General features: G+C 68.9%; 18 protein-coding genes. 8 read left to right on the forward strand and 10 right to left on the reverse strand.

The genetic code is table 11. The annotated features are described in order from the left end of the window. Positions 1-174: 174 nt before the first annotated feature. Both ACFPZN_RS38720 and ACFPZN_RS38725 read left to right on the forward strand, forming a co-directional pair. Positions 175-837 carry an alpha-hydroxy-acid oxidizing protein gene (locus ACFPZN_RS38720; protein WP_378287553.1) on the forward strand — a complete coding sequence of 221 codons (663 nt, stop codon included), beginning with the start codon at positions 175-177 and terminating at the stop codon, positions 835-837. Positions 838-973: 136 nt separating this feature from the next. Next, entirely contained in the window at positions 974-1,294 is a 321-nt protein-coding gene (locus ACFPZN_RS38725) for an alpha-hydroxy-acid oxidizing protein (protein WP_378287513.1), read from the forward strand. An 87-nt stretch (positions 1,295-1,381) separates the two neighbouring features. Here the strand turns inward: ACFPZN_RS38725 and ACFPZN_RS38730 are convergent, their stop codons facing one another. Continuing rightward, positions 1,382-2,275, reverse strand: coding sequence for an LLM class flavin-dependent oxidoreductase (locus ACFPZN_RS38730; protein ID WP_378287514.1), 894 nt, complete (start codon positions 2,273-2,275; stop codon positions 1,382-1,384). Positions 2,276-2,628: 353 nt separating this feature from the next. Between ACFPZN_RS38730 and ACFPZN_RS38735 the strand changes: the two genes are divergently transcribed. Further along, the gene (locus tag ACFPZN_RS38735) at positions 2,629-3,531 is read left to right on the forward strand and encodes an LLM class F420-dependent oxidoreductase (RefSeq protein ID WP_378287554.1); all 903 of its coding nucleotides are present in this window, start codon (positions 2,629-2,631) and stop codon (positions 3,529-3,531) included. Positions 3,532-3,682: 151 nt separating this feature from the next. Then, a complete protein-coding gene (locus tag ACFPZN_RS38740; RefSeq protein ID WP_378287515.1) occupies positions 3,683-5,047 on the forward strand; it encodes an MFS transporter in 1,365 nt (454 codons plus the stop codon). Positions 5,048-5,367: 320 nt separating this feature from the next. Here ACFPZN_RS38740 and ACFPZN_RS38745 read toward each other — a convergent pair whose 3' ends face one another. Both ACFPZN_RS38745 and ACFPZN_RS38750 read right to left on the reverse strand, forming a co-directional pair. Then, the gene (locus ACFPZN_RS38745; protein ID WP_378287516.1) at positions 5,368-5,877 is read right to left on the reverse strand and encodes a hypothetical protein; all 510 of its coding nucleotides are present in this window, start codon (positions 5,875-5,877) and stop codon (positions 5,368-5,370) included. Between the two features lie 131 nt (positions 5,878-6,008). Beyond that, a complete protein-coding gene (locus ACFPZN_RS38750; RefSeq protein ID WP_378287517.1) occupies positions 6,009-6,329 on the reverse strand; it encodes a hypothetical protein in 321 nt (106 codons plus the stop codon). A gap of 391 nt (positions 6,330-6,720) precedes the next feature. On the opposite strand from ACFPZN_RS38750, the gene ACFPZN_RS38755 reads away from it, so the two are divergent. Continuing rightward, positions 6,721-7,575: a hypothetical protein gene (locus tag ACFPZN_RS38755; RefSeq protein ID WP_378287518.1), complete on the forward strand. Its 855-nt coding sequence runs from the start codon at positions 6,721-6,723 to the stop codon at positions 7,573-7,575. Between the two features lie 1,730 nt (positions 7,576-9,305). Here the strand turns inward: ACFPZN_RS38755 and ACFPZN_RS38760 are convergent. Together ACFPZN_RS38760 and ACFPZN_RS38765 are read right to left on the reverse strand one after the other, a co-directional pair. Next, positions 9,306-9,953, reverse strand: coding sequence for a TetR/AcrR family transcriptional regulator (locus ACFPZN_RS38760; protein WP_378287519.1), 648 nt, complete (start codon positions 9,951-9,953; stop codon positions 9,306-9,308). 703 nt (positions 9,954-10,656) lie between these two features. Next, a complete protein-coding gene (locus ACFPZN_RS38765) occupies positions 10,657-11,475 on the reverse strand; it encodes a FadR/GntR family transcriptional regulator (protein ID WP_378287520.1) in 819 nt (272 codons plus the stop codon). A gap of 1,171 nt (positions 11,476-12,646) precedes the next feature. Between ACFPZN_RS38765 and ACFPZN_RS38770 the strand changes: the two genes are divergently transcribed. Then, a complete protein-coding gene (locus tag ACFPZN_RS38770) occupies positions 12,647-13,501 on the forward strand; it encodes an enoyl-CoA hydratase/isomerase family protein (RefSeq protein ID WP_378287521.1) in 855 nt (284 codons plus the stop codon). A gap of 153 nt (positions 13,502-13,654) precedes the next feature. Here ACFPZN_RS38770 and ACFPZN_RS38775 read toward each other — a convergent pair whose 3' ends face one another. The 3 genes from ACFPZN_RS38775 to ACFPZN_RS38785 all read right to left on the reverse strand — a co-directional run bounded on the left by ACFPZN_RS38775 (position 13,655) and on the right by ACFPZN_RS38785 (position 16,632). Beyond that, positions 13,655-13,822: a hypothetical protein gene (locus ACFPZN_RS38775; protein ID WP_378287522.1), complete on the reverse strand. Its 168-nt coding sequence runs from the start codon at positions 13,820-13,822 to the stop codon at positions 13,655-13,657. A gap of 715 nt (positions 13,823-14,537) precedes the next feature. Next, the gene (locus ACFPZN_RS38780) at positions 14,538-15,932 is read right to left on the reverse strand and encodes an alanine/glycine:cation symporter family protein (protein WP_378287523.1); all 1,395 of its coding nucleotides are present in this window, start codon (positions 15,930-15,932) and stop codon (positions 14,538-14,540) included. Positions 15,933-16,149: 217 nt separating this feature from the next. Beyond that, the gene (locus tag ACFPZN_RS38785; protein ID WP_378287524.1) at positions 16,150-16,632 is read right to left on the reverse strand and encodes a GbsR/MarR family transcriptional regulator; all 483 of its coding nucleotides are present in this window, start codon (positions 16,630-16,632) and stop codon (positions 16,150-16,152) included. Between the two features lie 85 nt (positions 16,633-16,717). On the opposite strand from ACFPZN_RS38785, the gene ACFPZN_RS38790 reads away from it, so the two are divergent. Both ACFPZN_RS38790 and ACFPZN_RS38795 read left to right on the forward strand, forming a co-directional pair. Further along, entirely contained in the window at positions 16,718-17,620 is a 903-nt protein-coding gene (locus ACFPZN_RS38790) for an ABC transporter ATP-binding protein (protein ID WP_378287525.1), read from the forward strand. A 28-nt stretch (positions 17,621-17,648) separates the two neighbouring features. Further along, positions 17,649-18,497, forward strand: coding sequence for an ABC transporter permease subunit (locus tag ACFPZN_RS38795; RefSeq protein WP_378287526.1), 849 nt, complete (start codon positions 17,649-17,651; stop codon positions 18,495-18,497). 580 nt (positions 18,498-19,077) lie between these two features. On the opposite strand, the gene ACFPZN_RS38800 is transcribed toward ACFPZN_RS38795, so the two are convergent. Both ACFPZN_RS38800 and ACFPZN_RS38805 read right to left on the reverse strand, forming a co-directional pair. After that, the gene (locus ACFPZN_RS38800; RefSeq protein WP_378287528.1) at positions 19,078-20,064 is read right to left on the reverse strand and encodes an aldo/keto reductase; all 987 of its coding nucleotides are present in this window, start codon (positions 20,062-20,064) and stop codon (positions 19,078-19,080) included. Between the two features lie 160 nt (positions 20,065-20,224). Further along, positions 20,225-20,824, reverse strand: a complete 600-nt coding sequence (locus ACFPZN_RS38805) for an NADPH-dependent FMN reductase (RefSeq protein ID WP_378287529.1) — start codon at positions 20,822-20,824, stop codon at positions 20,225-20,227. Between the last annotated feature and the right edge of the window lie 64 nt (positions 20,825-20,888).

The following is a 20,888-nucleotide window of genomic DNA, read 5'->3' on the forward strand; positions in this document are numbered from 1 at the left end:
TCTTCGATAAGATAGTAAACAGATACCTTGCTCCGATCAGTGCTGCTCAAGCGGCCGGGAGCACGGCACACTTCAGAGGATCCGTTGGGCAGCGCACGCTTCCGCTGGTCGAGCAGGGCGGCTCCGCTGACCGTGGACGACCGTCGCGAGCGTGCCCGCAAGTCCCTGCCGGACATGGTCTGGGCCTACGACGACCACGACGCCGAGAGCGAGACGACGCTGCGGTCCTACCTGCGCCTTCAGCCCGTGGACGCTGCGGCACCACGTGCTTTCCGGCAAGCCGAGCGCCCGGGGGCGCCGCTCGCTACAGCGCCAGGCCAACGCGCTGACTTCCACGCCGCCAGGGCGCGCTGGGGTTTGGCCGAGCGCTGCCCGGGGCCCGCCGCCGGCGGCGCGCAAAGAGCGCGACCTGCCGCCCACGACACTGCGCACGCGGGAGCTGATCAACCTTCCGGTGCTGCTGGCCCCCACCGGCCCGACGGGACTGAGCCCATTGGACCGGAGAGTTGGGGCCGCTCGCACGACCGGGCGGGCCGGCACACGTGCCATCATCAGCACCGCCGCGGCCTACAGACGGCGGAGCGGCATTGCTCCCAGCCGTATCCCTGCTCGGACCACAGCGGCCTGCACGACCCCACGCTCGAACTCATGCGCCGCGCCGAAGGGGCCAGCTACCCAACGCTGGTCGTGACGGTCGACGTGCCTGTACTGGGCAACCGGGAGGCCGAAGGCCGCGTGGGAATGGGCAGTCCGCCGCCCCTGTCGCCGGCCCGTGTGCTCGGCGCGATGCCCCGTCCGGGGTGGTGCTACCGGTTCCTGCGCCATCGACGCGTGTAGGCGCGGAACCTGGTGGACGCTGGCAGCACGAAGGCCGCCGTGCGCTCGATCCGGCGGCATGAACGCCTGGTGAACCCGACGATCAACTGGGACATTGTCGCGCTGGGCGTCGATGGCATCGTGGACTCCACCCACGGTGGCCGCCGACGCCGCGGCCACGCTCGGCGCCTTGTCGGCGATAGCCGACGATGTCGCCGGGCACGCCGAAGTGCTGCTGGACGGCGGCGTCCGGCGAAAATCCGACGTGGTCAAGGCCCTCTGCCCGGGCGCGAACACCGTTTGCACCGGCAGGCCCTACCTGACCGGCAGGAATGGCCTCGGTCCTGCGCATCCTGCGCGCGGAGATCATCGGCACGATGGCTCTGATGAGTGCCGACTCGCCCCGGGACCGGGCGAGCCGGCGCCCGTGCCCGTGACCGACCGCGCCGGCGGGCTGGTGCCGCCTGCGCCACTGTGATCGCGGCGCTGGGCCTGTCGGCGCAGGCGTCCGGCCACGAGGCATTGCCCAGACCGGCCCCTGGGCTGCCCGGCGGGAGGTGACCGATCAGCCGGCGGGCACCACGACGCCTTCGATCACCTCGGTGAACCGGTGCAGGGTCTCGACACGGGCGAAGTCGGTGAACCACACATAGAAGCGGTCAACGCCGGCCGCGTGCAGGCGGCTGAAGTGCTCGGTGAGCTCGGGGGCAGTGCCGACGACGATGTTCTCGGACAGCTTCGTAGCGCCGTAGCGGCGCTGGACCAGCGCCGTCATCTCCTGCCGTTCCTGTTCGGAGGAGACCAGGCCGACCATCGGCTGCATGGAGACCCGCGCCTCGCCCACCCGGTCGCGAAGCTCCCCCAGCCTATGCAGGGCGTGGATCGGGATGTTCCACCAGTCCGCGTGCTCCCGGGCCAGGGCGAGGGTGCGTCGACCGACGCCGCCGATCGTGACCGGGATACGACGCGTGGGGACCGGGCGTTGCAGTGCGCCCCGCAGGGTGAAGTGCCGGCCGTCGTAGTCGAACTTCTCGCCGCTCCACAGGCCGCGGATGATCTCCAATGACTCGGTCAGGCGGTCGACCCGCTCGCGCGGCTCGGTGGACCCCACCCCGAAGGTGCTCAGTTCCGCGGGCACGCTGCCCCAGCCGATGCCGACCTCGAACCGGCCGCCCGAGGCGTGGTCGAGCGAGACCGCCTGGCGGGCGAGCACGGCGGGGTGCCGCAGCGCGTCGCAGAGGACGAGGTGCCCGACGGTGAGCGTGGTGGTCCTGGCCAGGACCCAGGCCGCGATCGACATCGCCTCCCACATCTCGTGCTCGTAGGCCAGCGGGGGCGCGAGGTGGTCCATGAACGCCATGCCCTCGAATCCCGCGGCCTCCGCGGCGAGCGCGCGCTCCACGATCGTCTCGTGCGACATGCGCATCTGCGGAAGGAAAAGGTGGAAGGTCGGACGCACGCTGGGCCTCCTCATGGCAACCGCTGGACTGTCCGGTGTTGTCTTGCAGAACGCTGTAAGCCTGTTCTCGGCCATCTTCTCTGGGGACGCCCTGGTCGGGCAGGAGCCGCAGGGCGAAGCGCCAGGGCCCGTCCTCGCCGACGAACTCATCGACATGGCAGCCGGCGAGGGCCCTCAGGGTTCCCGGTTCGATCGCGGAGGTCGCCGCCCACGCGCATTCACCGATGCGGTGTCCCGATCGTTGGTCGGCATGCTCCTCACTTCCGGCCGGCCTCTTGCCCCTGGAGCAACGCTAGATTACTAATCTTAGGTAAGAAAGGCTGTCGCCCGGACACACCGCCGGAGAGGTGACGATGCGTTTCATGTTCCACTACCCCGAGACCGTCGGCCCCGACGGCGACGTCCTCGATGCCGGATCGCTGCGCGCGGCGGCGGTCGCGGCGGAACACCACGGGTTCGACGGGTTCTCGCTGAGTGAGCATCCGGCACCGGGCGCCGCATGGCTGGCCTCGGGGGGACACCAGGCGCTCGACCCGTTCGTGGCGCTCGGCTACGTGGCGGCGGCTACCGAACGGTTGCGGCTCTTCACCTACCTCGCGGTCGCTCCCTACAGGAACCCGTTCCTGCTGGCCAAGGCGGCGGCGACGCTGGACAAGCTGTCGGAAGGCCGTCTCACGCTCGGGCTCGGCGCGGGATATCAGAAGAGCGAGTTCTACGCCCTCGGCGTGGACGTGAAGGAACGCGGCGCCCTGTTCGACGAGGCGCTCGACGTACTTCCGCTGCACTGGAGCGGTGAGCCGTTCAGCTACCGGGGCCGGCACTTCAGCGCGCGCGATGTGATCGCTCGGCCGCGTCCGGTCCAGGACCCGATCCCGATCTGGATCGGCGGCAACGCCGCGCCCAGCCGCCGCAGGGTCGCGCAGCGAGCACAGGGCTGGATGCCGATGGTGGGTGGAGGGGACCTCGCCACCAGCGCCGGCACGGCCCCCCTCGCCACCGTGACGGAACTCGCCGAGGCCATCGCCGAGGTACGCGAGCAGGCCGCCGCGGCCGGACGCGCCGAGCACATCGACGTGGCGGCCTCCTACCAGGGCGCAGGAACCACAACGCGACTTCTCGAACCTGACCGTCATCGGGAGGTCCTCGCGGAGCTCGAGACGGCGGGAGTCGGCTGGGTGGTGATATCGCACCGCAGCAACGACTCCACGGCCATCGTGGAGTTCATCGAAGCCTTCGGCTCGACCTACCTCGCGTGACGGATCGGCTGCGCAGCACTCGCACCCGCACAGATATCGACCCACAAGAACCTTCAGACGCAACCGGCGCGACACCGGCCGAGCAGGATCGCGAGCGCGGTCGGCGAGGGACGGCGGATCAGTGGGCCGGACGGAGCCGAGGTGAGAACGCGTGACCGATCTACTGCCCCCCGAGGACGCCCCGGGCAGGAGCCCCCGTCCGAAGAAGGAGAAGATTCCCCCGTTCGCCCGGAGGGTGGCGACCGCGGGATTCGCCGGAACGTTCGTCGAGTACTACGACTTCACTCTGTACGGGGTGCTGACCGTGGTGTTCTCGCCGCTGTTCTTCCCGTCCGACGACCCCACGACCTCGTTCCTGGCGGGACTCGCGGTGTTCGGGGCGGGCTTCTTCGCCCGCCCGCTCGGCGGGATCGTCTTCGGGCACATCGGCGACCGGTACGGCCGGCGGGCGGCCCTGATCGGGACGATCATGCTGATGGGGGTGAGCGTGACCCTCATGGGCCTCCTGCCCACCTACGAGCAGATCGGGCTCTGGGCGCCGCTGCTGCTGGTCATGGCGCGGCTCGGGCAGGGCTTCTCGGCCGGCGCCGAGATGCTCGGCTCGGTGACCTACGTACTGGAGTCCTCGCCGCCGTCCCGCAGGTTCCTGCTCGGCTCGCTCACTCCGCTAGGCGCCATCCTCGGCGGGAGCCTCGGCGGCATCTTCTCCGGGGTCCTGCGCGGCGCGCTCGGCCCGGACGCGATGAGCTCCTACGGCTGGCGCATCCCGTTCCTCGTCGGGGCCCCGCTGGCACTGATCTGCCTGTGGATGCGGGCGCGGCTGGAGGACTCCCCCGAGTTCACCGGCATCGTCGCCCGCAAGGAGGTCGTCAGGTCGCCGCTGGGCGCGACACTGCGCGGGCACTGGCGCATCGTGCTGATCGCCGGGATGGTCGCGCTCGCCGCGCACGGGACGGCCGGGATGAACGCCTACTTCGCGACCTTCCTGGCGGGCACCCGGGAACTGCCCCAGGACCAGGTCTTCATCGCCGTTTCGATGGCGGGCCCGTTCGGCCTCATCACCATTCCGCTGGTCGGGCTGCTGACCGACCGGTTCGGCCGCAAGCCGCTGCTGGCCGGTGTGCTGACGGCCTTCGCCGTCACGATCGTCCCGGTGCTGTGGCTGCTGAGCACCACCCGGTCCTTCGTGGGAATGGCCGCCGGCTGCGTCGTCTTCATGTCGCTGGCCGCCCTGATCATGGTGCCGGCGCTCGCGCTGATCGCCGAGATGTTCCCGCCCGAGGTCCGCTACACCGCCGCCAACTTCGGCAACAACATCGGCACCGTGCTCGGATCCGGCCTCGCCCCACTGGCCGCCGCCTCGCTCGCCGCCGCGACCGGCTCGGGCCTGGGACCTGCCATCTGGATCGGCGGCCTGGTTCTGCTCGGATTGCTGGTGCTCCCCCGCGTCAGGACGACTGAACATCGCCCTGGCCGAGCCACCGCCACCGGGGAGGCGGACCTGGCCGGAACGTGAGAACACGGAGCCCTCATCGAGGGCACGACGACAGGAGCGGCATGCCCCGGCAGAAGCCCCTCTTCGACTACCTGGCGCTGGGCGGGGATTCAAATCTGGTCGCGAACGAGTGCGTCGCCTGCGGCGCGCGGTACTTCAACCGATGCAACGCTGCGCCGGGTGCTTCCGCACCGGGTCCCACGCTCGATTGCGAGGTGACGAGTGTGGAGGGGAACCCGGTGGACGTCTCACCCGGTACCAGCACGTGAAGGTGCGGGTGACCAGCCAGTCCATGCGCACGGACATGACCAAGCTGCACCCCGACAAGGACACCGTCGACCTCACGGCCAAGACGGCCCTGGACGACCGCGAACTGAAGCCCCCTGTCCGACTCGTTCAAGCGAAGGAGCGTCAACGACACCGGCTAAGTAGAGCCCTCTTGAGCGGTGCTGGCCGCTACCGAGTCCACCGGACAAAGAGGTGATCGCAACATTCCCCTCACGGAATTGACCGAGCAGCCCGACGGCGACGTGGTGAAGGGCCTCGCTGACGCCTTGGCCGCGGCACGCGATATCGACGGACACCAGCAGCCGAGGGTAATGTTGCCAGGGAGCGAAGATATGCCGAAAAGGGCGCATGATCCCCTCTCCGACCGGCCTGCCCGGGGCCGGTTCGGTCGCTTCCGGCGGTTCTTTAACGCTCTCCTTCATCCAGTGCTGCAGCGCCGCCGCAATCATTTCGTACCGGCGAACGGAAGCCTCGTGGATCGTCCGGGTCGACACATGCGCCGGTGCCGCGACCTCCCGGATCCATACCACCTCATAGCCCGCCATCTCGAGGAAGTCGGTCACCACCCGGAGCACGACCCGCTCGATCCGGGTCCCGGCTGGCGAACCCACTACTTCCTCATCTCGGTCACGGGCCACGGCTCCCCCGGCGGCGTCCCGAGCCGCGTTGCCGGGACGCCGCGGCTCGTACTGGGTCAGTTCGTCCTCTGCCCGTTCGACAAGCTCAGGGTTCCGCCATCGGTCAGCAGCGGCACGGCGGACAGGGCGCCCGTGGCGGTATCTACGCCCATGATCTTGGCCTGGCCCGCAGCGGGCAGCGCGTCGAGCTCGTCGGCGAAAGTGACCAGGGCGACCAGACCCGGTCGGCGCCGATCACCTCCACCAGGCAGATCGCGATGGTGCCCTCGAACGGCGCGTGCCCGCCAGATCTGCCCCTCCCCCTCGTTGAGGCAGCGGGCACACCCGCCCTCGGTGGCGTACAGACCAACGACGATGCCAGCGTCCTGCACCACCATCCAGAGCAGCGGCCCACCCCGCGTTCGAGCAACCACTCAAACTCGCGGATGGCCTCGTCCACGATCACCGGAGTCGGGAAGATCCGGTCCTCGACGTTCGACGCCCAGTGCTCGTGCGTCCAGCGCGCAGCCTACGGATCGTCGGCGAGCCGATCTGCCAGGTGGAAGAACGCCGGGACCTCGATTCATTTCAGCGGGGAGCGACCTCGATGAAGGCGGGTTCAGGAACGTACTCGCTTGACTTCACCAAGCGCGAGAATTCCTTAGGCAGGTACATGGTGAACGCGGTCCTCCAGCCGCCCGGTAACGCCGTTTTCAATTTGACAAGTGGATGGTAACATCGTTTTCCTCAAGTGGAGCCCGACCAAAAGACCTTTGGAGGCATGCTCCGATGCCGATCGACATCCGCACATTGAAGGGCGACCCCGCGGCGTACCAGGCCGAGTTGCGGCGACGCTGGACAGGACTGCTGAGCTACCGGTACATCGGCCGCAACCACAGTTCGATGAACACCGGACCGGTCGACAACACCGTGACGCTGCGCCGCGACATGCGCAATGCCGCCGGAGGCCTCCTGGTGGCCCCACTGTCGATCAGCGCACCCGAGGGTGACGTCGGCTCGGACCTGGAGACGGTCCCCAACCCGGTCATCCACTCCTGCCAGATCCTGGACGACGCACGCGACGTGAAGCGCATCGAGGTGGTGGAGTCAGAGGTACTCCACTCGGGCACGCGCATGGGCTACAGCCGATCGAAGATCGTTGACGCGGACGACCCCGGGCGCGTGATCGCGTTCACCGAAGGGCAAGGCGTACGGATCGGCGCGGTCCCCGAGGGCCTGCACAAGATGGAGGAAGACAAGCTCGACATCGAGGATTCGCCCGACCTGCCGCCCCTGCGGGAGGCGTTCGGCTGCGCCCGCCGCGCCGACGGGCACTGGATCCTGCCCGAGCTCGCGGTCGAACTCGCCTCGCCCGACGCCGCCCTGCACATCGGGCCGCAGCACATCCTGCTCGAGACCGCAGCGATCGACCTCGCCGCCGGCGCCACCGGCACCGACCGGCTCCAAATGCAGACCTGGCACGTCATGTTCCTGGCCCGCGGCAAGGTCGGCCCCTTCCGTGCCGAGGGCGAGGCGGTGCAGGGCACCGACGGCAACGTCGGCGTCCGTCTGACCTTGCACGACGAGGGCAACGGCGACCGCGCGGTGACGTCGGCCTCTGCCGTGATGCGGATCGTCCCCTAGATCATCAATGGCAGAGGGTCGGCGGGCCAGCGGTCCCTACTGCTCAGTCGACACGTCGGCCTCGGCCACCAAGGACGCTGGCAGAGATCGATGGCGATGATGTCGGCCCTCCTCGGCCAGCCGAGCACTTGCCGGTGGCTGGCCCCGGCAAGTGCTCGAATGCACGGTGCTGTGCACCGCCGCCCGCCTGGGCGCGCCGTCCGCCGATGCGCTGGCAGCCGCCGCTGCGCCCGCAATGCCGCCGGGTGGTGGGGCCGCCACCCACCGACCGTGGCGCCGCTGTGCTTGATCGTGGCGGCCCTGGTGCTTTATCGATGCCCGCATCCCGTGGGTCGCGCGCTCAGCAGAGCGGCCGCGGCCTACGCAAGGCCACGCGGCGAGGTACAGCGCACCACCAGCCGCGACAAGACCGCCGCCCGGTGCGGCCGGGGGCCGGCGTCGCGCACGCGACCGCGGCGACCGCGGTCGATACGCCCGGGCCTCTCACGATCCGAGCCAACGCCGGAGCCGCTTCATAGAACGCACCGAGGCGCGAATCGTCGTTGATGTCCAGGGCGACCAAGCGAACCGATTACGCGGTCAGCGGCCATACCTCTGCCGATTTAAGTCGTCCCGGGGTGGAGTCCGCGCTGAGCCCGCTTCCGAAGGGCTGGAGCGCGCCGACGCCGACCGGGCACCTGTGGTTCGCGGACAGGTGCAGCGTCAGCTCGGCGTAGATGAAGCTCCACTTGCCGTGGGACAGCCGAGCGGTGGAAACGTAGTCAACGCGGCGATCGCGGGGTCGGCTCGCCGTCCCACACCTGCCGACGCCCTGACCCAGCCCCGCAGCGGACCTGTCCGAGTGGCACGCCTCCCACTTGGCTCGCCACAAGTGCCCGCGCCACAGTGAGTTGACCGACGCACTACCCCGCTCCAATACCGGAGAGCTCTGCAAACAGCACTTGTGCGAGCGGTTGCCACGGGATACCGGGGGAATGAGGGCAGTGCCCGAAAGGCCGGGGCCCCTGGCCCTGGCGCTCAGCCCAGAAGACGGGCAACTGGCTGCCACGCTCGACGCCGTCCCGCCGTCTGCGTCAGAGCGGCGGGGCAGGTCATCCTGACAGCGAGCAGGGCGGTCGCCATCTCGCGAGCGCGCTCATTGTGGAGAGCCCGGGCATCGCTCCGTCGGTACGGCCCCCGCGGCGAGCCGGACGCCGAACTTGTCCCCAGAGGGTGGCCTATAGAGGGGGACGGCACCGATAGGAGCCTGAACGTACGAGCCAAACCCCGTGGTGGGCTGGCTCGGGCCGATGCCAGCGAACTTCGGATGGTCGCGGACAAGCCCGCTTAGCGAGGTGGCGAACGCCCTTCCAGCACTGGCCGCAGCTCGACCTCGTCTTGAAAGTCCTGGACGAGCCGGAGTTCGAGGGCGGAGTGCATGGCGGTTGAACTGTCCGGGCCGCAGGTGGTGTCCAAAAGGCGGCTCTCACAAGGAGTGGGCAGGGCCCGGTGCGGGGACACGCCGAGGGCGTTCGGACACGGATGCCCGGTTCAGCAGCCACCCGAACGGGGCGGTGCGAGCAACGCCGTTCAGCATCATCCGAGCGAGCGCGCTGGAGGGCTGCCGGTGCACATTCACCGGCGGGAACGGGCATTGGTCTTGGCTACCGCTGGGCGGTGGCGATTCAGCATGACCGCAGTTCCGTGGCCGGGCTGGGTGGCGAGCCCTGAATGGCTTCCCCGTCCCATCATCAATCTTGTCTTGCCATCGTGCGGACATGCCAGCGCAGGTGGGCGCGCATGCGGCTCAGCATGGCCGGATCATTGGGCGGGCGCCTCATGCCCTGGGGGGTCGGCAGACCGGCTTGCGCGTAACACATGATCGACCAGCTGACCGTCCACAGCGCGACCTCCGCGTCCACGTCCGGCCGCACGGCGCTGCGTACGAGCGCAAGCGTTTGCGGCACCATTCGTGCGTAGTTGCGCTCCTCCAAGTCGGTGATGTCACTGGCGTCGGACAACCGGCGATGCTGCCACAGCCTGGGGAGTTCCGGGTGCTCCAGGCAATGCACGAGAAGGCGGTCGAACAGAAAAAAGAGGCCATCGGCGTCCGGAGTGAAACGCGACGTTATCAGCTCCTGTTCGACCAACCACTCATCGGTCGTCCGCTGCATCGCCGCCAGGTACAGGTCGCGTTTGCCGCCATATCGTTCGGTCACCGTGCCGGGGTCGACACCGGCCGCGTCGCTGATCATCTGGGTGGAGACCTCGTCGTAGCCGAGTGCGGCGAACAGATGTCTGGCCACCCCCAGCAACTGGTCGTCCGCCGCGTCGCCACCACTCTCATCGTGTACGGAGTTAGCGGGGGGAGGCGCCTTCGACGGATTGGACTCTGTCATGCCATCACCTCCGGGCGTCTGTCTCGTCCCAAACTACCCGGTGATACCGAACCGCCAGACTCGGAGTGATTCAACAATCTTGGATGCAATTTTACCGGCGCATTGGCCACCTGCTGGCGCAATGACCCTGGGTATAACTGACGCATAGGACCACATGAGAGGAATACGCTGCGTGCGACTATCTACTCGCTTTCCTTCGTCCGTCGGCGGGTGAGGTCTGGACGGGCTCGGCGATGCCGCCCCTCACGAACAGGTCTTCGAGGGCTTCAACCGGCAGGCACCCCTCGGGTTGCGGCTGGTCGTCGTCGCGCTGGTGAACCGGCACGCGCCCATCCGGTTGGGCGATCAGGTTCCGCGGGCTTCCCTACCGCACGGACTTTCCGGGCAACCGCCCTGGACCGGCTGCGGCCGGGACGGGATCGAAGGCAAAGTGCCCACCGCCTGGTGGACGAGCGCGGGACGCACTTCCCCGCCCGAGGACATCGGGCCGCTGAGATGCGAGAGCTGAGCGAAACCCTGACGCCCTTGCCCGCCCTCTGACCGCCGGCCGTCGGCACCACGGGCACGGCGGCATCGACTTCCTGGGACGATCCACCGGTCGATGTCGAGCGCCCCTCGGCGGCTGGTACGACCAACTGCTGAACGCGCACTCGAACACCGCCGTCGTCGCGCGTCACCCGGCGAACGTGGACGCAGGTTGGTCCTATCTGGCCGGCGAGGCTTTCGGGACGTCGAGCGCGGCGGCACTGACCAGGCTCGCCCGGATCGTCTCGTGCTCGCTGGACTGCAGGGTGTTCGTGTGCGAAGCGCTCAGATGGGCGGCGGCCAGGCTGGTGGCCTTCGTGGAGTTGCCCTGCTCGATCTCATTCACCAGCTTCTCGTGGGTGCGGAGGGCGGCGCGCCGTGTCTTGCGTCCCAGCGGCGCCGACGGATCCGCCTCGGTGTCCGCTCCGTCGGCGATCGTCTCCCATACCAGTGAATCGTGAGCGGACCAGATCGCCTGCAGCGCACCGATCACGACGATCATCGGCTCGTTGCCACAGAACGAGACGATGCTGGAATGGAAGTCCCGCGAAAGCCGCAGGTACGCCTCCATGTCCTCCAAGCTCTCCCACTGCTGTTCCACGAGCTCGCGCAGCACAGGGACGACGGTCTCGGCCCGGTCCTCCCGGGAGGCGCACAGACCTGCACAGATCGGCTCTAGATGGCGGAGGGCGATGCTCACCTCCTGGGGCGAGGTCTCCCGTTTCTGGAGGACCATCGCGATCATCTGCGCGGCGCGCTCCGGCGTCGGGCTGTGCACGATCGCCCCGCCGACATTGCCGCGGCGTACGCTGATGAGCCCCTCGGTCTCCAGAATCCGGAGCGTCTCACGCGCGACCGGCGGACTCACCTGGTAACCGTCGAACAAACGCGCCTGACTCGCGAGGAGATCGCCCTCCTTCAACCGGCCGGACAGAATGTCCTCGCGCAACTGCGCCGCGATGATCTCAGCGAGTCGCGGTTGACGCAAGTGGGCCACGTGCTCTCCCATCAGGGTTGCCCGGCGAGCCGAGGTGCGGGTCCCTGGTCCGTACACCCAGCGGCTTCTCTATCTATCGCATATAAGATTACCTGACTGGCTGACCGACAGGCTCGTCATCCGCACCACGCGCGTCCTGTGCCGATCAGCCCGCCGACATCCCAGACGAGGCAGGGGCTCGCGGCGGCCCCTCAACGCTCCATTCCCAGGTCGTCGCCGGGCGGATCCGATCTGGCGCTTCACGCCGAGACTCCCCGCAGCGCATCCCCTGCCGGACTCAAGTCGATCTCGCCTGGCACCGTCCGGGGCGGCTCACGCACAAGGTGAATCTCTCTCGGCATCTCGTATCCGCCCAGCGACCGAGCGGCCTCCTCACCCAGCCGGGTCGGTCGGCATCCCCAGGATGGCCGCCGCGCGGACGTCCGGATGCGCCTCCGGCACGCTCCTGACCTGATCGGGCAGCAGCCTTGCGGCCGCCTCGGATGATCGTCTGGTCGAGGACGTCAAGGCACCCGTCGGCCTCGATGCGCCCGAGGTCGTTCGCATCCACCCCGCATCGGGACCGGGCTGGGTCGGTTTGACCTCCAGCAGACCCAGTTGGCCGGGCCCGAGCACGTCGTGGGTGCGATCGTCCACGATGCGGGGCCGACCCGCTCGTCGCTGCCGCACGCCTCTTCCCGGTACTTCGCGTGATCGCGCAGCGTCCACTCCGCCACGCCTGCGGCGAACTCGGCCACGCTGCAGGACGCCAGCAAGGGCACTCCTGACCAGCCGACGCAGGCGCCCGCGTCCTCCAGCGATGGTGGTGCCGGCCTCGACACGGAGGCTGGAGAGCTCTGCGGAGCCGGGCGCGGGCACGAGGAGCTTGGGAGCCCATGCTGACCGTCTTCGGCTGGCGTGGGAAGCCTCTTCCTCCCACGTGGTCGGTGCACGGGTGACATTGCCAATGTGGCGTCTGGGGGCTCGACGGCCCAGCGTGACGCACCCGTCCGTCATCGACCGCTGAAGTCGGGGTCAGACCGATCGGCGAACGTCTTGGCTCCTGCCTTGAAGTTGCGCGGCAGGCGAGTTCGAACCTCATCGTCTCGTCCGTCACCCCGCCTTCGGAGCTTCTAAGATTAGTAGTATATATATCTTAGAACGGAAACGTACCCACAGATGGAGGTCGGCCATGCCGGACGCGAGGATCCTGCGGGAGTACGGCGAGGAACCCGGCGTCGTCCGGCTGACCATCAACAACCCGCAGAAGAGGAACACCTACGATCCCCAGATGCGCGATCAGCTCGCCGCCTACCTCGGGGAAGCCGCCCAGGACGACGACGTCAAGGTCGTGCACCTCAGGGGTGCGGACGGCATCTTCTCCACCGGGGCCGACATGAACAACGCCTACGCGTGGTACGGGGACGGGAAGGCCAAAGGGCGCAGGCCGAGCCAGCGACGGCGGCTGACCGTCGACCGGCGCACGTTCGCCTTCTACCACGAGTTCATCGGGTTCCCGAAGGTGACCGTGGCCGAGATCAGTGGTTTCGCACTCGGCGGTGGGCTGGAACTCGCCCTCGCGGCGGACATCGCCGTTATCGCACGCGACACCCGGATCGGCATGCCGGCGACGCGTTTCCTGGGACCCGCCCTGGGATCGCTGCACCTGTTCTTTCACCGGCTGGGCCCGGTCCTCACCCGGCGCATGCTCCTGACGGGCGATCTCATCGAGGCGGGTGAACTGGAAGGGCTCGGCGTCTTCACCGAGTTCACCGACGCCGGGTCCGTGGCGGCGCGAGCCGACTACTGGGCGCGCAAGGCCGCTCGCATGCCGGCCGACGGGATCGTGATCGCCAAGGAGATGTTCCGCTTGGTGGAGCAGCTCCAGGCATACCAGGGCGAAGAGGTGCTGAGCTACGTCACCCATGCCTTCGGCACGAACCTGCGGTTCGAGGAGGATGAGTTCAACTTCGTCAAAGCGCGGGCCAAGCACGGAACCAAAGAGGCATTCCGGCTGCGTGACGAGCACTTCGACGTCGACGGCTGACCACACGTCGAAAGGCGTCCCCTCCGCCGCAGCGCTGCGGGCTTGCGGACCCTGAAGGAGTTCAGAACCGCGCGCCCGGCCACCTCGGCCGACTGCCCCGAGGGCCGACGAGCGACTGCCGGACGTGAGGAGGGCACCGCTCGTCAGAGCTCATCAGAGGATCTCCAGCACCGGGGCCGAGCCCATGCCGCCGTCGGCGCACATGGATGCGCAACCCAGTGACGCTCCCCTGCGGTGCAACTCCCCGACCATGCGGGCGCCGGTCGCGGCGATCGGGTGGCCCAGACCGCTGACGATGCCGCGTTCGCGGTCGAGTCCCAACGCTACGGATCTCCCCCGGTGCACCTGCGGCGCCGATGACCTGGAGAGCGTCTTCCTGCACCTGCTCACCGAGCACCACCGGGCGTCTAGGTCCTGCGTTCCTAGGCGCCCTGGGTGACGCTTCTGGCCTTTCTGCTGCCGGTGCTCCTGTCCGGCGTCTTCGTGACGGCCTCCGGCGGAACACCCCTGGACGGCAAGTCCCGGGCGCTCGGGATCTCCCCTGACTGGCCCCGTTTCCGCGCCGCGCTCATGCAGATCGACGCCGCGGGCGATTTCCTGCTCGTCGGCATCGTCGTCACCTGGATGTTCGGCCGCGAGTTCAGCGACCGCACCGTCCTGGACCTGCTCACCCTTCCCAGCTGTTGCCACGGCCTGGCTCGGCGTCCTCAGCGGGTTCCAGACGGTCGTCTGGCTCGCGGCGGGAGCGTTGCTCGGCCTTCCCGGGCCTCTGGGCGCCGCGACCGATGGTCTGCCGTCCCTCCTCCTTCTGCCGGGCATCGGGGCGACCGTCGCCTTTCCTCGTCTCCGGCGTCGCCATCGCCGCGATCGGCGGGAGCGCCTGGTGGCAGAGGGCAGAGCACACCTGACCAACCGCGGGCCTTGCTCGTTCCTCTGCGCTCCCCCACCGCTCCTCTCCCGGCTCCGGCGCCGGGCGGGTGACGTGGCCGGCCCCGACACGAAAACGTCATCGAGTCGGGGCCGACCGTTGAGGTGTTCAGTCCTTGACGGACTCGGCCTTGGCGTCCTCGGGACGTTCGCCGCTGAAGTAGGCGCGCGTCTCGCGGTAGACCAGGGGCGAGAGGATCAGCAGGCCGATCAGGTTGGGCAGGGCCATGAGGCCGTTCATGACATCGGAGAAGGTCCACACCGTGGTGAGGGTGGTGGTGGCGCCGATGTAGGACACCACGATGAACAGCAGCCGGTAGGGCAGCACGACCCTGCGCCCGAACAGGTACTCCACGCACCGCTCGCCGTAGTACGACCAGCCCAGCAGGGTGGAGAAGGCGAAGAAGATCAGGCTGACGGTGACGATGATGCTGCCCCAGTCACCGGGCAGGCCCGCGTCGAAGGCCCAGGCGGTGAACTTGCCCGCGTCCTCCTCGCCGCCGTTCTTCCACACGCCAGTGACCACGATGGTGAGGGCGGTGAAGCTGACCACCACCAGGGTGTCGATGAAGGTCTGCGTCATCGACACCAGCGCCTGCCGGACGGGGTGGGTGGTCTTGGCCGCGGCGGCCGCGATGCCGCCGGTGCCCAGGCCGGACTCGTTGGAGAAGATGCCGCGCGCCACGCCGTAGCGGATGGCGGCGGCGACACCGGCGCCGACGAACCCGCCCGCGGCGGAGGTGCCGGTGAAGGCGTCGCTGAAGATCAGGCCGATGGCCCCGGGGACCTCGTCGATGTTGAGGGCCAGCACGGCCGCGCCGCCGACGACGTACAGCACGATCATCATGGGCACGAACGCGCTGGCGACACGGCCGATGCTCTTGATCCCGCCGAGGATGACGGCGGCGGTGAGCAGGGTGACGATCGCGCCGGTGAGCCAGGTGGGCCAGCCGAACTCCTGGTTGACGTTCTCGGCGACGGCGTTGGCCTGGGTCATGTTGCCGATGCCGAACGCGGCCAGGGCGCCGGCGATGGCGAAGAACCCGCCCAGGAACACCCCCAGCGGTCCCTTGATGCCGTTGCGCAGGTAGTGCATCGGGCCGCCGCTCTGCTCACCGGCGGCGTCGGTGCGGCGGAACCGCACGCCCAGGAACGCCTCGCTGTACTTGGTGGCCATGCCGACCATGCCGGTGAACCACATCCAGAACACCGCGCCCGGCCCGCCCAGGGAGATGGCGGTGGCGACGCCGACGATGTTGCCGACGCCGACGGTGGCCGCGAGCGCGGTGGCCAGGGCCTGGTAGTGGGAGATGTCCCCCTCGGTCTCACCCCCGTCCGACCGTTTGACGAAGGCGAGCCAGAAGGCCAGCCGGAACCGCCGGATCTGCAGACCGCGCAGCAACAAGGTCAGGTACAGGCCGGTCAGCAGCAGCAGGGGAATGAGCAGCCAGGGGCCCCAGATGAAGCCACTGGCATCGTTGAGGAAATCGTCGAAAGCGTTCATCACACCACCGGGTCCAGGAGCGGGCGGAGATCACTCGGACGGTAGGTGATGCCGCGGCCATTTGTGTACTTCTGGTGACCAGACGTTACAAAATCGTCTTGTCGGCGTTTCGCGGGTCGGCGAAGGCCGCCTTCCGGGCCTGCGCCGACCCTTGGTCGGTGGGGTGCAGGGCGCCGTTTGTGCGGTTCCTGTCAGGCCATGTGGCCAGGTGGAATCGTCATGATGGGCGGGCCGGCGGCGGCTCGGAGGGGCGAGGGCGTTCGGTACGCCAGCGTTCGATCAGAGCGGGGAGTTCGCGGAACATGAAGCCGTAGAAGTCGCGCATCTCCTCCAGCCGGCGGGCCGCGGGGCTGCCCGGACCGGCGGCCTCGATGCCCCGGTCGGCGGCCTCGAACATGGCCTGGACCATGCCGTTCTGCGTCGACATCAACGTGGCCCACGCGCCCTCTCGAATCCGGTAGTGCTCGCGCCGGCTGCCGGGAGCGGGGGCGCGTTCGATCAGCCCGACCGTCGAGAGCATCTTGATCGCCCCTGACACGCTGCCGGAGCTGATGCCCAGCCGCTCGGCCAGGTCGGGCGCGGTGACGCTGTCCTCGTCGGCGAACATGAAGGCCGCCAGAACCCGCGCGGTCGCCTTCTGCATGCCGCCCTGGACGAAGCCCAGCGCCATGTGCTCCGCGGCCTCGGCCGTGTCCGCCAAGATCGTCCCCCTCCCCGAGATCTTGATGAAATCCTAACAGCTCGAAATCTTCAATAATCTCTGAAAATTCTATAGCTTCCCGGGTATGAGCGACACCGCGATCGAGCTCACCGGGCTCACCAAGACCTACGGCACCCGCCGCGGCCTCACCGACCTGACGCTCCAGGTCCGCGCGGGCGAGGTGTTCGGCTACCTCGGTCCCAACGGCGCAGGCAAGTCCACCACCATCCGGATGCTCCTGGACCTGATCCGCCCCACCTCCGGCACCGCCCGCGTCCTGGGCCTGGACCCCCGCGCCGACGCGGTCGAACTGCACCGCCGCATCGGCTACCTGGCCGGCGACTTCGTCGTCGACGGCCGCCAGAAGACCGGCGAATGCCTCACCTTCCTGGGCAACCTGCGCGGCGGCGTGCCACCGGCCCGCATCCTCGAACTGGCACAGCGACTGGACCTGGACCTGTCGGCACGCATCAAGAGCCTGTCCAAGGGCAACCGGCAGAAGGTCGGGCTGATCCAGGCGTTCATGCACCACCCCGAACTGCTCATCCTGGACGAGCCCACCTCCGGCCTCGACCCCCTCGTCCAGCAGACCTTCCTCGACATGGTCGGAGAGGCCCGGCGGGCCGGGCAGACGGTGTTCATGTCCAGCCACATCATGAGCGAGGTCGAAGCCGCCGCCGACCGCGTCGCCATCATCCGCGAGGGCCGGCTGGTCGCCCTGGACACCGTCGCCGACCTGCGCGCCCGCTCGTTCCTCCAGGTCCGCGTCACCTTCGACGCCCCCGTACCGGAGGAGGACTTCACCGACCTGCCCGGAGTCACCGGCCTGGCCATCGAGGACCGCACCCTGACCTGCCGCGTCGACGGCCCCCCGGACCCGCTGATCAAGGCCGCCGCCCGGCACACCGTCACCGGCCTGCACGCCGACACACCGGACCTGGAAGAGCTCTTCCACACCTACTACAGCGGCGCGCCGAGCACCGCCTGACCCGGCACCACGACGAAACGGCGGCACCATGACCACCACCGCGACCACCCCGGCCACCGGCTCCGGCGTCCCGGGAACCGCAGGCCCCGGCCGCTTCCTGAACTCCTCGATCTTCGGGAAGACCCTGCACGACAACAGGCACGTCCTCACCGTCTGGGCCCTGGCCACCGGCCTGCTGGCGATGATGTACGGCGGCTTCTACCCGCAGATCTCGGCCGATTCCATGGCCTCGGTCCCCGAAGCCATGCGCGGCTTCGGCTTCGACGACGCCCCCTCCGCGGCCGGCTACCTCCAAGGTGCCGTCTTCGGCCTGCTGGTACCGCTCATGGCCACCTTCTACGGCGCCGCCACCGGAGCCCGGATGATCTCCGCCGACGAGGAATCGGGCTACCTGGACCTCCTCCTGGCCCACCCCGTCGGACGCACCCGGCTGCTCCTGCACCGCTTCGCCGCCCTGACCACCGGCGCAATCGCCATCGCCGCCGTCGTCTGGGCCGCCATGCTCGCCATCCGCGACACCGCCGAACTCGGCACCGTCAGCGTCGGCGGCTTCACCGCCCAGGCCATCAACCTGGCATTGCTGGCGACCCTCTTCGGCGCGCTCGCCACCGGCCTCGGCGCCGCCACCGGCAAAAGCCGCGCCACCGTCTTCGGCACCGCCGCCGGCCTCGGCGTCGCCACCTACGCCCTGCACGGCTTCGCCCCGCAGATCGGCGCCGACTGGCTACGCCACCTGACCCCGTACCACTACTACATCGGCGGCGAACCGCTCAAGCACGGCCTGCAACTCGGCGACGCCACCATCCTGTCCGCCGCCGCGGCCGTCCTGATCGCCGCCGGCAGCCTCCGGCTGAACCGCCGCGATCTCGCCCGCTGAACCTGGCCCGGCACGCCCATGCCGAGCCCAGGCCGACAACGCGCCGGGGCGTCCGTTCCCGCTGGCGCCAGCATGGCGTCGCAGCGGGCGGGACGAGGAAGACGTGCCCAAAACAAGCAAGGCGGTCTTGGCGTGCTGGAGGTCGCGCCGTCACCATCGCCAACGGCGGCGTCCACCCAGGACATCGGCGGCTGCGGGGTCGTGGGCCGTGCCGGGGCGGGCCATGGTCGGGCGCCCGGGCTCTTGATCATGTCGGTGTAGTAGCTGTCGTGGTGGATGAAGAACGCGGTCCGTCCCTCGTCTCCTTCGAGGCGGCGCCGGGGCGAACAGGATCAGGAATTCGACCGGACGGCCGGACGGGTTCCCGAAGGAGTGCAGGCTGCCTGGCGGTACGTAGAACGACTCGGTGGGCGTCGGTGCTCATAGAGGCCGAAGTCGCCACCGGTCGATGTCTTGGGTAGTCGGTCCGGCCCTCGGACGGTGTGACCAGATCGGCCGATGTGCCAGCGGGACGGAAGCGTGCACTGCCGTGGTAGTGGGCTGGGGGGTCGTCGGCGTCCGACCAGGACATTTCACCTCCTTAGCGAGCGAGTACGCGACCGGACATGTCGCCGAACACTGACGGTTCGACCTCGGTGATGAAGTCGGTGGGGAATCCGGGGGCGAATCCGGTAGCGGTTTCGAGTCGCTCGATCGCGTCGGCGGGGAGGGTGAGGTCGAGTGCGGACAGAGTGTCGTCGAGTTCCTCGACCGTGCGCGGCCCGGTGAGGGGGTGCACGGCTCGGGACCGTGTCCTGGTCCAGGCCAGCGCGACCTGAGCCGGGCTCGCTCCGAGTTCGCCCGCGACCTCACGTACGACCACCGTCACAGGGGATTCCGGATCGTCCGGACTGGCCGCACCGGCTGGAACGGGTGGGCGCGCGAGAGCGCCGTGCCCGAGTGGTCCCCATGCGGCCACGGTGAGGCCGAACGCCTCGGCCATGGGCAGTAGTTCGCGTTCGATGTCCCGTCGCAGCAGGCTGTAGGGGGCCTGCAGGCCGGCGAAGGGCGTCCAGCCGCGCCAGTCGGCGAGGGTGTTGGCCTGCGCGACGATCCAGGCGGGGGCGTCGGAGATGCCGATGTAGCGGACCTTGCCGGCGCGCACCGCGTCGTCGAGGGCACGCATGGTCTCGGCGAGAGGTGTGTGCCGGTCCCATATGTGCACCCAGTACACGTCGATGTAGTCCGTGCGGAGGCGGCGCAGGCTCTCCTCCAGTGAGGGCACGAGGTTCTTGCGGTGGTTGCCGGCGGCGTTCGGGTCGGTCGCGTCCCGGGTGACGGTGTACTTGGTGGCGAGGACGAAGCGTTCCCGGCGTCCGGCGAGTAACTCTCCGACGACGCGTTCGCTGTTGCCGTCGCCGTAGAAGTTCGCCGTGTCTATGACGTTGCCACCGGCGTCGGCGTAGCGGTCGAGGACCCTCCGGGCGTCGGCTTCGGTCAGACCGCCGTCGGGGTATCCGTAGGCCATCGTGCCGAGGAAGAGTTCGGAGACGCGCAGGCCGCTGTTGCCGAGCAGTCGGTATTCCATGTCAGCTCCGTCGATGAAGGTGTGGCCGCCAGGCGGTGACCGTTCCGATCAGTTCCGCGAGATCGGTGGTCCCGTGCTTCCGGCCGATGTCGATGGCGACTTTTCGCCGGGATCGAACGAGATACCGGCCGGCGGTCGTGTGGGCCGCGGCGACGGGCGCCTAGGTCCGGTTGTGGGCCCGCAGCGGCGCGAGCGCCCGTGCCCAGGCGATCAGTTGGTCGAGCATGTCGGTGAGGGCGTCTTCCTGGTGCGGCGCGGGGCGCAGGTACTGGAAGTCCTCGAAGTCGGTGTGCAACCCGAGCCCGACCTGCGCCGACACGTCGGCGATCTGGAGTTCGCCCATCATCGACCGGAGCTGCTCGACGGCCCGCGCCCCGCCGAAGGCGCCGTACCCGACGAACCCGGCCGCCTTGTTGGTCCACTCGGCGTACAGGTAGTCGATCGCGTTCTTCAGTGCGGCCGGGGGCGCGTTGTTGTACTCCGGTGTGACGAAGACGTAGCCGTCGAACCGGGCGACGACCTGCGACCAGGTCTTGGTGTGCGGCCTGGTGTACCGGGCCATCATCGGGGTGAACGGTTCGTCGAACATCGGCAGATCGATCTCGGCGAGGTCGACGAGCTCGAATTGCGCGTCGCCGCGCTTGGCCGCCGCCTCGTACACCCAGCGGCCGACATCGCCGCCCTTGCGGGGGATGCCCCCGCCGTTCCCGTCGTCGCCGGGTCGGGTGCTGCCGACGATGATCGCTATCTTGATGGTCATCGGGTCTCCTTCGCGCCGTTCACTCGCGGACGACGCTATGACCCCGGATCGAGATGACCAATGC

This window comes from Actinomadura rugatobispora, from assembly GCF_042656285.1.
Classification (GTDB): Bacteria; Actinomycetota; Actinomycetes; order Streptosporangiales; family Streptosporangiaceae; genus Spirillospora; species Spirillospora rugatobispora.